The sequence below is a fragment of the uncultured Cloacibacillus sp. genome, assembly GCF_963926575.1.
GTDB classification, from domain to species: Bacteria; Synergistota; Synergistia; order Synergistales; family Synergistaceae; genus Caccocola; species Caccocola faecigallinarum.
The window spans coordinates 250,864-263,703 of record NZ_CAWUXW010000003.1 but is presented as its reverse complement, the minus strand read 5'-3'; the positions used below and the strand labels follow the sequence as shown (position 1 = coordinate 263,703).

The following is a 12,840-nucleotide window of genomic DNA, read 5'->3' as shown; positions in this document are numbered from 1 at the left end:
TATTCAATAGTCGCCTTGCCAAGCAAATAGCATCAAATAAACATTTCGTATGGATATACATGCAATATATCCTCTCCGTGATATGCGTTCCAAAAATAGTAAACAAAGAAAAACACCAGCATTACTATATGTGCCATATTCAGCATAAATTTATACCGGCGCTTTCCTTGCGTTATAACCATCGGTATCAATAGTGGGATATATATCAGATAATAATAGCCTAAACGCATCGCAATCGCATTAATAGGCGCAAAAGCTTGGATAAATAAATTAATGAGCAAAAAGTTACGGAACCCTAATAATTCATGTGAGACTCGCTTCTCATTAACAAACACAAAAGAAAAAATTGTAAAAAGAAAGAATAAAAGCAACATAGCATAAGCGCCTGTTTCTTCTATAGCAGTATAACGTGAAGCGTATTTAGAGCCTAAAAACGGTACAATCGTTAGAAATATTTCTTTTGCAAAGAGAACTAAGCAAATGAATATCACTAAGATAAAAGGCAGAGATTTTGAGGTAACGCTTTTATGATAGGCTGGGTACATTGCTAACAGAATAAGTGCAGATATATGAAACAAACAGGCACAAATGACAGCACAGATGAACTTTATAGGGCGCCTAGCTTTTACAAAACTAAACGCAATTCCCCCGATCGCAATAGCAATGGCCTGTCTTAATCCAGAAAACAATAACACAAACGTCGGCATATTTACAAATAGGATGATTGTCAAAAAAGGCAGCTTTGACTCACTTATGTATAAAAAAGCGATTGGCAGTACCGCCAAGCAAGCAGTTACAGCCAAAAAGAAATGAAAGTTATAATACACGAAAGATGTAATTTTATTGAAAATCACGTATCCCCACTCTATATCCCTAACGTAGAAAGGATTTAAAATATCCAGCCATGACGTCTTTGCAATATAGTCGAAATAATACTCATAGGCAGGCAAATCGCATCCGACATTAGTGTTACGTAACATTAATATAACAATCAATATTAAAAAAAATGTAAACAATACGATTTTTTGGCCTCGTCTTGATTTATCTATTATTGCCAATGACAATTTCTCAAACGTAGGTAGGATTAGCATTAAATAGTAGGCTAACATATCTATTTACCCTGTTATCGTGTGCTTATATTGTTAAATACTTTATGATATATTTTCCTAAGCAACGGCCTTATACATCCATATGCAGACATTCCATAAATCGACATTATTTGACGACATGAAAAAAGTCGCTTGCAGTTAGCCGCACATAGGCATTTTTCTACTATCTCTTTATTTTGGTATTTTGCATTATTCATCGCGTAATAGTAAAGAAAGTTATCTTGCGTACTTTTTATCTTTAGTAATTCATGTACCAAGAAGTCGCTCATCCGACAACAGTCCCGGTGAAAAATATCCTGTCCTCTCTGCGTAAGCTGCGCATTATGAACACGCGACAATACCCCAATATACGAGGTATAAACTATTCCATATTCATTCAGAAAGAGCTTTGCCCACATCAACGCATCTTGATTGAATCTAAGATCCTCATCGAACCATCCTGTAGAATCGAAAGCCGCCCTCGGTATAAGAAAAGCACACCCGTTATATGTACCTTCAACGAATAAAAGCTTTAAAGCTTCCTGCCATGTATTTAGCTGCACTTCGGATAAACTCGTATGTAAATGCCTATAGGCCAAAGCTTTTGAATCCTTATCTATTAATTGACTGCCGCAATATGCGACTACTTTCTTATTCGTATAAGCTGCCAGCAATTCTATTTCTTTCTGAATTTTTTCAGAGGTATATTTATCATCGTGCGAGAGCCACGAAAAATAATCTCCCCGCATTTGTTTCAAGCCTAAATTAAGCGCAGAAGAAACTCCGCCGTTGTCTTTCTTGTAATAGCGAACACGATCTTCGTAACTTAGCGCAATGGACTCAGTTGCACCGTTGTCAGAAGACCCGTCGTTTACCACTATTATTTCGATATTTTTGTATGTCTGATCAAGAGCACTGTCTATAGCTTCTCTTAAAAAATTACTGCCGTTATATACCGGTATGATTATGGAGACCAATGGTAAATATTCCATTATTTGCTATCTCCTGTAAGTGTTTCAATTTTTTCTGTCGTTATGTATATTTCTTCCATTGCTGAAAGGCTTCGATGGAGGTCAAATTGTTTTACAATCTCTATGTTACCTAAAGCACACTGTTTCCGGAACTTGATATTGTCAAGCATCGTTCGCATAGCTACAGCCATTGCATCGATATCCAATGAATTAAACAAAATGCCATTTTCATTGTCATTAATTAAGTCGATGTTACCACGAATATTTGAGCACACAACTGGAAGTCCGCATGCCATCGCCTCCATCAGCGCGACTGGAAGCCCTTCCTGCAAAGATGGGAATACAAAAATATCGGCAGCTTTACAAATCTCTGTTACGTCAGTTCGGAATCCAAGTAAAAAGACTCTGTCTGAAACACCAAGATTATCGGCAAGTTTTTTTAGATATGATTCCAATGTTCCTTTTCCACAAATCGCATAGACTACATTTCTATACTTCATTTCCGCCAAAGCACGAATCACAACTTCGTGGTTCTTTCGCCTAGATAGTTCTCCGACAGACAAGAGCATAATGGCATCTTTAGGAATCCCAAGCTCCGCACGTTTTTTGTTTCTATCAACTTTTACGCTTTTGATTTTTTCTATATCTATGCCGACGCCTGGAACATATTCCGTCCGTTTCGCGTGCATTTTGTTTCTGGCTATGGCGTAGTCTTCCTTATTGATCGTTATCAGCACGTCAGTATAACGCGACAGATATTTTTCTATCGGGTAGTACACGAACCAGTTCAGCAACGGCGCGCCTTTGTAGAAATGAAATCCGTGGGCTGTGTATATGACTTTCGTATATGTCTTGTGTCCGGCGAGTCTTCCGCATACTCCGCCTATCGGAGAATGGCAGTGTATGAATTTGTACCGGTTGGCTTTCATAAGTCTTAGTACCTGGCGATAAGCCTTTAGGTTTTGCAATATATGTCTGACGCTTCTTGCAAAGTCTATCTGATAATAGTCCACGCCCATTGCTGTGAGTTTGTTTTTCAGTTTATCAATTTTCGCGTCAGAGCAGGTGCTGCCTTCTAAGAAGTTGCAGGCAACATCCACCTTATACCCCATGTCTATCAACAATTTGATGTTAGGGATGTTGAACTGGTCTATCATCGAAGCGACGGATGCGAGCATCAATACTTTGTCACGCATGGTCTGCAAGCATCCTTTTCAGCCCGTCATTAAAACCGACGGTTATATACTTATTGCATTGAGACAGGCTTCTATCATATATTTTGGAGCCGAATGCTTTGTTGAATGTCGCATTTTTGCTGAACTGATTGATGACAAACTTAGGGCACGGAAGTAGCAGCGTCCCGTGTCCGGCCAGCTTTCTGGCTTTGACTATCACGTCTTTCGTTGAGACGTATTCCTCGTTCTGCGGGAAGAATACGCCGCCTTTGTTTTCGTCTATTACCTGCCTCACGCACTCGCAGAAGTTGTCTATGTAGATCATGCTGCGGCGGTTGTCTATGTTTGGGAATATGAAGGCATACTTCGCGAGCTTGAGCAGTTTCGGGAAGTTGCCTTTGCAGCCGGGGCCGTAGATCACCGGCGGGCGCATTATGGAGACGATGAAGCTATCATCCGCCAGCTTCTGAATGGCGATGTCGGCCTGGAGTTTGCTGTCTCCGTAGAAGTCAGAAGGTGCAGGCTTGGTATCTTTTGTTATTATTTTTTCTTTGCCTACAGGTTCGTCTGCCCCGTAGATTATCATGGAGCTCATGAATACGAACTGTTTTGCTCCGTCAGCCTTGGCTTTCTGTGCTGTTTCTATGGCTAAGTCTCTGTTTATTCTGTAATACAGGTCTTTCTTAGACGGGTCAGCGGATACGTGCGCTATCCCCGCGACGTGGAATACGGCGTCATATCCTTTGAAGGATTTCTCTCTCCACGTTCCGTCTATCATGTCTATAGTGTCGGCATGGTATTTGTCCGGCCATTGGCTGAGCCATTTTTCGAAGGAGGTGCCTACGTAGCTGCCGGCTCCGGTGATTAGGATGTTTTTCATTACTTGGCTTCCTCTTTCGCTTGTTTTTCGAGCGTTCCGGTGCCGCCTTCTACTACCCCTTCTTTTTTGAGCACGCAGGCTATCGTACCGAAGAAACATTTGCAGTCGAAGGCGAAGCTCATATTGCGGACGTATTCGCCGTCGTAGGCGGCTTTAACGGATATGGGGAGCTCGTCACGCCCGTTTATCTGCGCCCAGCCGGTGAGCCCCGGCAGGACATCGTTTGCCCCGTATTTGTCACGTTCGGCTATTAAGTCGTACTGGTTCCACAGCGCGGGACGGGGGCCGATGACAGACATTTTATTTGTTAAGATACATAATATCTGCGGAAGTTCGTCTAGTGAAAGTTTACGAAGCAATCTACCACTTTTTGTTATCCATCTATCAGGATCGTTCAGCATATGTGTCGGTATGTTTGCAGGAGTATCAGTATACATAGTTCTGAATTTCGGCATCATGAATATAGACTTATGTATTCCGACACGCTTCTGCCAGAATAGCACAGGACCTTTTGAATCCAGCTTTACTATGACGGCGATTACGGCCATAGGGATAGCCAGTACAGCAAGACCGCAGAATGACAATATTATATCTAAAAGTCGTTTGATGTAACGTCTGTACATAAGGATTACCTCGCCCGGCGTACCACATTCAGCGCGTTGAGCCGCGTTATTTGCTCACTTGTTAGTTTTCCCTGTCTTAACAGACTGCGCTGTCTCACAAGCCATTGACGCAGGCTATGACTCGGCGGATATTCTGTATTTATCAATGCTTTGTCATTTATCTGTTTCATTTTTTCAAGCATTATCGCAGCGGCTTGGCATTTTTCTTCCCATGCCTTTTCAGCAGAAGTGCGCCAGTCCATATCTAAAGATTCAAGTTCGTGAATCTGTTCTTTTGTCAGCATCTTTACGATGTTGCTGTTTTCACCGCGGTAGACTCGCCTGCATTCGTATAACCACTTGCCGAGCCATATTCCATCCGTTGTCACATATTGTGATGAAACATTTAAGTCGCCGTGCTCTTGATGATATTCTCTACACGCCGATATGCGCCTGAACCAAGAGTCTTCCTGCTCCCATTTGAAACCGAGCGCGTCAAGTTTCGCTTTGCGCTCAGATGTCAGCTTTACGGAAAGACGCCTAGTTTTATCGTTTATCTGTACGTGTCCTTTAAGCCATTTGCCCAGAGGAAAGCCGTCTTCAGTGACGTACATAGTCGGTACCTCAAGGTTGCCGTGTTCCGTGTAGTATGCCTTTGCTTTGCCGTAACCGTATTCCCAGCGCTGGGTATAGGCGTCCTGCCAGTTCATGCCTATAGCGTCTAAACGTGCTATCTGTTCGTTGGTGAGCATTGCTCCGCCTTTGAGCCTTCCGTCTCTGGCTTTGCGTATTCTTCTGATCCACGCGCCTACACGAAGTCCCTCAGCGGTTGTGTAGTTCGCTGGAATGTCGAGGTTCCTGTGTTTTTCGTAGTATTCTACGCAGGCTTGGTAGTTCTTTTCCCACTGAAAGTCTATTTTGTCCCAAATCATGCCGAGCTTGTTGAGCATGGATATGCGTTCGTCTGTGAGATAGTAGCCTCTTCTGCGGTTGTTTTTCGCGGTGCGGAGGTTGGATATCCACGCGCCAAGTTCTACTCCGTCTTCCGTAACGTAGTTCGCTTTTATGTCTATGTTGCCGTTATCGTAACGGTATTTACAGAGTGCGTTATAATACTTATCCCACGCTCTGTCGTATTTGCTCTGCCAGTCCATTCCTATGGCTTCAAGTTTTTTTATTCTCTCTTCCGTGAGTATGCCGTGTATCTTCCCAGCGCGTACAAGCTTCTGTGTATTAAGCCACGAGCCTAGTGTGTAGCCTTCGGGGGTTACGTAGCGTCTTTCTATGTCGAGGTTATGGTGTTTTTCGTAGTAGGCTTTTGCCAGCTTATACATGGAGTCCCATGAGGCGGATAACGTCTCTTCGAGTTCGCAGAAGAGCTGTTTGCTGTCTCTTGTCTCGTCCGTTATGGTGAAGGTCTCGTTTATTATTTTGTCTTCCTGTCCCGTGCCTCTGTAATAGTTTATGGCTGTGTTCATCTCTTCCTGTACGGCGGAGATGGAGTACAGGTTTTCTATGTTGTTTACTATGTCTACTATTACAGGCACACTGTTCTTATCTTTACAGCTTTTACCGGAGGATAAAGCTCTGCCGATCTGTTGTTTGTAGACGATAGGAGATACCGTCGGACGCAGAAGTATTACGCCAGCTACCCCGTCTACGTGGATGCCTTCGTTGAGCATGTCTATGCAGAGAAGGAGTTTTAGGTGTTCTGAATCGTCTTGCCGGAAAGAATCAAACGCTTTCGATGATTCTGCGTCTTCGGAGTAGGCTTTGTAGATTATTGGATTGCTGTCTACACCTTTGAACCATTCGTGTATGTGCGTCTCTGTTTCACGCAAGTGTTCGACGTTCGAGCAGAAAATTATGTATTTACCGTGTCTGTCTTTGATGTGTTTGGTAAATACCATATCCAAGCCTTCTGCGTTTTCTAAGGAACGGCGTAAGGCGTCGAGTTTTTTCTGGGCTTCGTCACGAGTGGCTTTCGTCTTAGCTCTGCGAATACGGGACTGGTATTTTTCTATGTCCTTAGAGCAGGAGTAGATGGACAAAACGTATTCTGGAGGCGTTAGTATGCCTCTGACTACGGCTTCGCCTAAGGTCATTTCGGAGGCTACGTTGCCGTCGAAGAGTTCGTCGGCCATGTCACGGCGGTTGTCTAAGTAACGGATGTTGGTGGCGCTGAGACCGAGAACAGGTACATCTGGATACGCGGCGAATAATCTCTCCACGCCCTTACCCCACATCTCGGCTCCTACACGGTGGAATTCGTCGAGGATTATGTACGACGGCTTGAGCTCATCGATTGCTTCCATATCCAACTGCATGAGCTTGGCGTAGGTGCGGAATTCTATGTTGTGTGGCTCATAGCCGCAGACGGATTTAATGTTCTCGAGCTGCGTGCGGAATATATATTCGCTTGGCGAGAGCCAGAGTATACGCGACGAAGGATTGTCCTCCGCTAGCTTGAAGGCTATGAAGGACTTGCCTGTGCCGGTAGGGTGTACGACGGCTGCTTTGCCGCGCTCGGCGAGCATAGAGACTGCCTTGCCGTATGCGGTTTGATTGTGTTCGAACAAATCTATCATCGCAGCCTCACCTCCGTCGTCTCTCATCTCTCAGCCTCGCGGTGGCTCGTAACGTGTACTTTTCTCGCCAGAGTGAGATTGACTTTTGTGGTAGGTGTTGTAATAATATGGAGAAGCCAAACGAAAATTTTGGCTGTTGTTTAATGTATTTAGGAACGTTTTATAAAGCGATGTTGAGTGGCGAGAAAGGTACACCTTTTTCGCCACTTTCTCTTAGTGACAACTAAATGTAGTCATGCTGACAACAATAAGCGTTACACTTATTTTTTACTTATTGTTTATTGTAAGATTATAAAATATCTTTAGATTGCAATTTCGTCGTACAGCAATGTGACGACTAGGAACGTACCGAGGCGGTCTATTATCTGTCGCAGACTTTAGTTATTACTTGCCGAAGCCACGGGCAAATCAAACAGCAAGGTCCATGCCACAACGGCCTGATGCCGTATCTTCGTTATGCTTCCGCCGCCCCACCAGAGATTTGCGGAAGCCGCTATCATGTCTGGGGAGGCCAGCGCTATCGAATAAAGAACCGGCCACGCTATGAACTGTTCATAGCAGAGCAGACACAGAACGCTCAGTCCGTTTTTCAGGCGTATTATCCCGTTGTCGAAAAGGTGCGACTTGGCTGTGCCGCGCCCTCCGAAGGGAACCCACATCGAGACGGGGACAGGAACTCTCTGGCGGTAAGAAAAGCCGCCGTCGTCTCCTAGGAATATGAGCGCGTTGTCGTAACGCAGAACAGCGTCGTAGATTTCAGCCCCGACGACGACCGTCTGCCCTTTCAGCGCCAGATACCGTCCTACCGGCTCCCACAATTCTTCCGACGCTCCGAACCACGCGCCCGTTATCGTCTCCGGCAATAATATATACCGGACGCCAGGCGGAGCGCTCACGACCTTCTCCGTTATTGCGGCGGCGCGAAGCAGAGACTGACGGTGCAGATTCCCATTGCGGCTCAATTTCCCGAAATGTGTATCGACAGCCATCCAGCCCTGCGGCAGCTTCGTTTCGCTTTCCGCAAAGCCGGCGAAAAGGGCGGCGCATACGAAGACAAACGCGGCGGCGGCAGCGCCCGTCCTTTTCCGTGCCGCACGCAGCCGCGCGAGCAGAAACGGCAGCAACAAGCCGAACGCCGCTATACCGAGCCATCCGCTCCCCGGAAGAAGGATGCCCGCGGCATAAAGCGGACTCGCCCAGCCTATGATCCCCACAGGCGGCACAGTGACGCAGACAAGAGCGAACAAATAACGCGCGGCACAGATATGAGGCTTTTTACCGCCGTAATAAAGAGCCGCCCACGGAGCGGCGAGGCACAGGCTTGAGAGAGTCCACATAACAATTCCGGCGGAGATTCCCGCTCCCTCGCCGAAGAATATCGCAGCCCCTAAAGGAACGCCGCGCGAGGCCGCCGCGTAGTACGAGAAGGCGAACAGGAAGGCCTGCAAACGCCCTCGCGCCATAATCCATCCCACAGGGAAAAGCGCGGTGAAGGCCAGTGCGGAAGGGGAATCGTGTCCCAAGGCTAGGAAGCCTACGACTGCTCCGAAAAGTGCGAAAGCCGCGTCTTTTGTATATCTGCCCGTAAGGGAGATTCTAAGGTTCATCATAATCACCGGCACCACACAGGCCGCGCCACGGCTATTACGGAACAGAGCGGCGCGGGGCCGAAATATCTTGAATCATAGCCGTAAATATGCTCGGAGCTCAGGTAAACGCAATCCTTCGGAACTGCATATGGATATTCAGGATGGGGGAGCGTTATTCCGTTTTTGCCGCTGAGAAAGATCTTTGAATTAGACAGAGGCGTCCCGTTTATATAGACTCGCTCGTTAGCGGCGTTGTAATCAACGGTGTCGCCTTCGACCGCTGCGACGCGCTTCAAAAGATATTCGCTTTTAACAAGCCTTCCGTCCAAAGGCAAGTCGCCTCGCTTGACTATGACGGCCTCGCCTTTAAGCGGCGCTCCTAAATGTATTTCATAAGCTTTCCATATTCCGCGGGCCATACTGTCGGTCAAGTTTATATAAAGTCCGGTGAAACGCATTGCTGCGTAAGGAATAAAACTAACAGACACAGCCAGCGCCGCGATTAAGGCAAGACGGTAAAATAAGCTTTTATCACGCGCCACGGCGTTATTCTCCATATTCATCGCTGAACTCTTCCTCCGCCTCTGAATCGTCGGAGGAAGACGGAGGCATCGCATCTTCCATTTCATTGTGTTGTTTTTTCTCCCAGTTCTCTACAATCTCGGCCTCGCGCGGGAAACGCTCGCGCGCAATCTTCGCTATGCGCTCAAAGACGTGCTCTTCAAAGTTGACAAGACTGCCCTCGACGGAGGACAGAGCTTCGGCTACCTCCTCCTCGTTCTTAAAACGCCCGCCGTGGTACCGCTTAGCCCTCATGTCCTCCAAATCGCTTTGCAGATACCGGCGTTCGACGGAGAGCCGTTCATACTCCATATCGCAGAAAGAAGCCATAAAGGCCGGAGCCTTCAGCCGTTTCTCTTCATCTTTGAGCGTTTTCTTCGCCGTTTGGTACTCATCTTCGATTGCCTTATTTATAAGCTTCTCGCGCTCGGCGAGGTATTCTTCGGAAAGGTGCGGATGCGTCGGTACGTCTGCAATGTTGTCTTTTATTACGGTTTCCATGAAATCCTTCTTTTCCTCCTTCAGCTTCGAGAATGGCGGACGAATCTGCGACCGTAGGTGGAGTACGTTGCCCTCGGGGAAGAAATACGGAGTCTGCCGTCCGTAAATGGGAGCCGTTCCGGCGGCGAAAAGGAAAAGGTCGCCGGACTCTATCCATTTCCCGTCGCGTATCAGAGCACCGGGAAGGCGCTTCGCTTCGTCCGCAGTCACGAGATCCCTTACGTGCTGTGAGAACGATATGCTTTCGTTGTTTCTTGCGAAGGCGAACCTGTTGCCGGAGATATTCGACGAGCCTACGGTTATCGTCGTCTTGCCGGCCTTTTCGCTTATCTGTTTCGCAGTCTCCTCGTCGTTCGGGGCATAGAGGACATGATAATGGCAGTTCGTCGATATAGTTTCATGCTGTCCGTATATGTCGTACAGCTGACGGTAAGACTGGCAGACGATGAAGGCCTTGAGGCCGTATCCTCCCATCTGCGCCATAGCGGACTCGAGCACCTCCAGTTTCTTGAGCTGCGGGAACTCGTCGAGCATGAGCAGCAGCTTGTGCTTGTGGCCCGAAGAGACGCCGTGCTTCGTCTCGACCATCTGCCGAGTGAGCCCTAGGACTATCTGCGTGACGAGCAGACGCAGCAGCGGCCTCACGCGCACTATATCCGAAGGCGGTACGACGAGATAGAGCGAGACGGGCTTTTCGGCGTTAACGAGGTCGTCGACGCGCACCGTGCTCTCCGCAATGTTGCGGTTTATCACCTTGTCGTAAAAGAGATTGAGCTGCGCTGAGGCCGACGATATGACGCTGCCGCGCTCTTCGTCGGGACGGTTTTTTTATATCGTTCGCACAGCGGTAAACGACCGGATGGCACCAGCCGGTTATCGGATCTTCCTTGTCCAAATGGCGGTATCTCTGCATCTTCGTGAGCGCGGCCTTCGACTCGTCCTCTATTATGCTGTTTAAGACGTTCTCAAAAGTCGGCTCGTCCTTCTCGCGCCGCGCGCGGTAAAGCTCGTGAGTAATCGCGCCCGTTACAAGCGTCTTTGCGGATTCCTTCCAGTGGTCGCCCTCTTCCTTGCTGTCCGGATCCATGATTATGGAAACGATATTCTGCACGTCCGCCGTTTCTCTGTCGGTGCCTATGTGTATCTCTTTGAGCGGGTTATATGTGCAGGCGCTCTCCGGATCCGTGAAGTCGAGGCGGTAGCACGGCCCGACGGCCTTGCTGCGCCAGCCGGAGGTCAGAAGCCAGTTCTCGCCTTTTATATCGAGCACTATCGCCGATTCCGTCCAAGTCAGAAGTGTCGGGACTATGACGCCGACGCCTTTGCCCGAGCGCGTCGGCGCGACGATGATGGCGTGCTTCGGTCCTGCGTCGCGCATATAGATGATCCTGCCGTTTTCGTCGACCCAGCCCCCGAGGACGACGCCGGGATTAACCTTTTTACTTCCGCCTCTGTGCCATAGTTCCCTACAGCGGTTGCGCAGCTTTCCCCAAGCATCGTCAGGCGGTATGAGCCCCGCGCGTATTATCTCCTGTTTCGTGGCCCAATGCGCCGACCCCAGCAGTTCGTCTATGCGTCCTCTGTTCTTCGTAAATATCCCGCCGAGCACAAAACGGGATACGACTACGTAGAGCGCGAAAGACAGGAGCAAGGCGAGCGTCACGCCGAATATCTCGTCTGGCGAGAAACCGTAGCTTCGTACGAGAGATATATGCGTCTTCCACCCCCAGTACAGCCGCTCGAGTCCGCGCGGCTCGGCAGCGAAATACCGGCCCCAGAAATGCGAAAGACCGAGAGACGAAGCTGCGGCGTAGCATAAAGCGAACAGCGCCTTCACAGCTCCGACGGCAGGAGGCGGGAGCGTTCGCTTCTTTGGATACGAAAATTCGCCGGACTCTACCCACGTGCGAGAACGCTTCATAGCCGTTACCGCGTCCAGGCTTCGAAGAACGGAATGTCCTTGTTCACCACGACGTTAAACCTCGTACCGGGACGGACCAAGACGGTAGGCTTTACGTTAAGCGCCTTGTCGAAATACTTGTTGCCTATCTCGCCAAGTTCGTCGGCGACGGACTCTCCAGCGTCTCGGATATTGTCGTCGGTCTCCGGTATGTAGACCGTCTGCCCGCCTACCGAGATATACGTCCCGTCGGAGCTGTTGTTGTCCGCTATAAGTTCGGGTATTATCCCGAATGCAGTCGTAAGCACGGCGGCCGTCATCATGCGCCCGTAATGTCCGTAGAATTTGTCGCGCAGCCCTCCGTATCCCTGCTTGTCGGTTCCCGCCATGCCGCCGAGGTCGATGGTGCTTCCGTCGGGATATATGAGGCGGCTCCATTTCACCTGTATGCGCTTCTGCGCGAAATCCACGTTTGAATCGTAAATGCCGAAGAGGCGCGAACCCTGCGGGATGAGGCATACGCGCGGATCTGACCAATCGTAGACGTTTGCAGTCACCATAGCGGTAACGTTTCCTGGAAGGTCGCTGTTTATGCCTGAGACGAGCGATGCCTGTATCACGGTGCCGGATGGCAGGACATAAGGAGAGATGCCCTTCTGCCTTGTAGCGTTCAAATATCCGCCCTCAGCCGGAGACTCGAAAAAACGCTCCGCGCGGCTGCGCATATCGGCCTGCACACCCTGTGTCTGCAATCTCTCAAGAAGAGAAAGGGGCTGGTAGGGCGCGCGGCTTCCGTTCCCTTCGCTTGCTGGGAGCGCGGCTGAAGCTTTTACTGTCCATTCCCCCTCAGCAACAGGACGCGCTAGGAACGCCTCGCGCTGGCGTTCCACCCACTCGCGCCGCATGGCGCGTTCTTCCTTCAGATATTCTTCTTTTGTGTCGCTCTCCTGCTGCGCTGTATAATCCGGGTTCTCAATTTCTTCCG

At 48.6% G+C, this 12,840-nt stretch carries 11 protein-coding genes; all 11 read right to left on the bottom strand.

Annotation, left to right across the window (positions count from 1 at the left end; genetic code table 11):
• Positions 1-32 precede the first annotated feature (32 nt).
• The 11 genes from ABGT66_RS06335 to ABGT66_RS06285 all read right to left on the bottom strand — a co-directional run bounded on the left by ABGT66_RS06335 (position 33) and on the right by ABGT66_RS06285 (position 12,529).
• Positions 33-1,058, bottom strand: coding sequence for an EpsG family protein (locus ABGT66_RS06335; protein WP_346689585.1), 1,026 nt, complete (start codon positions 1,056-1,058; stop codon positions 33-35).
• Between the two features lie 65 nt (positions 1,059-1,123).
• Positions 1,124-2,080 carry a glycosyltransferase gene (locus ABGT66_RS06330; protein WP_346689584.1) on the bottom strand — a complete coding sequence of 319 codons (957 nt, stop codon included), beginning with the start codon at positions 2,078-2,080 and terminating at the stop codon, positions 1,124-1,126.
• Complete coding sequence (locus ABGT66_RS06325) at positions 2,080-3,255, bottom strand: glycosyltransferase family 4 protein (RefSeq protein ID WP_346689582.1); 1,176 nt, start codon at positions 3,253-3,255, stop codon at positions 2,080-2,082. The genes ABGT66_RS06330 and ABGT66_RS06325 overlap by 1 nt, the downstream gene beginning before the upstream one ends.
• The gene (locus ABGT66_RS06320) at positions 3,248-4,114 is read right to left on the bottom strand and encodes an NAD-dependent epimerase/dehydratase family protein (protein ID WP_346689580.1); all 867 of its coding nucleotides are present in this window, start codon (positions 4,112-4,114) and stop codon (positions 3,248-3,250) included. Before ABGT66_RS06320 ends, ABGT66_RS06325 begins: the two co-directional genes overlap by 8 nt.
• Positions 4,114-4,737, bottom strand: coding sequence for a sugar transferase (locus ABGT66_RS06315; protein WP_346689578.1), 624 nt, complete (start codon positions 4,735-4,737; stop codon positions 4,114-4,116). The genes ABGT66_RS06320 and ABGT66_RS06315 overlap by 1 nt, the downstream gene beginning before the upstream one ends.
• A gap of 5 nt (positions 4,738-4,742) precedes the next feature.
• Positions 4,743-7,331: a Helicase associated domain protein gene (locus tag ABGT66_RS06310; RefSeq protein WP_346689577.1), complete on the bottom strand. Its 2,589-nt coding sequence runs from the start codon at positions 7,329-7,331 to the stop codon at positions 4,743-4,745.
• 350 nt (positions 7,332-7,681) lie between these two features.
• Positions 7,682-8,914 (bottom strand): hypothetical protein, encoded by a 1,233-nt coding sequence (locus ABGT66_RS06305; protein WP_346689575.1) that lies wholly within the window; start codon positions 8,912-8,914, stop codon positions 7,682-7,684.
• A gap of 2 nt (positions 8,915-8,916) precedes the next feature.
• Entirely contained in the window at positions 8,917-9,456 is a 540-nt protein-coding gene (locus ABGT66_RS06300; protein ID WP_346689573.1) for a S26 family signal peptidase, read from the bottom strand.
• Positions 9,440-10,750, bottom strand: coding sequence for a type IV secretory system conjugative DNA transfer family protein (locus ABGT66_RS06295; RefSeq protein ID WP_346690450.1), 1,311 nt, complete (start codon positions 10,748-10,750; stop codon positions 9,440-9,442). The genes ABGT66_RS06300 and ABGT66_RS06295 overlap by 17 nt, the downstream gene beginning before the upstream one ends.
• Positions 10,656-11,792, bottom strand: a complete 1,137-nt coding sequence (locus ABGT66_RS06290; protein ID WP_346689572.1) for a type IV secretory system conjugative DNA transfer family protein — start codon at positions 11,790-11,792, stop codon at positions 10,656-10,658. The genes ABGT66_RS06295 and ABGT66_RS06290 overlap by 95 nt, the downstream gene beginning before the upstream one ends.
• Positions 11,793-11,881: 89 nt before the next feature.
• Positions 11,882-12,529, bottom strand: a complete 648-nt coding sequence (locus tag ABGT66_RS06285; protein ID WP_346689570.1) for a TrbI/VirB10 family protein — start codon at positions 12,527-12,529, stop codon at positions 11,882-11,884.
• Between the last annotated feature and the right edge of the window lie 311 nt (positions 12,530-12,840).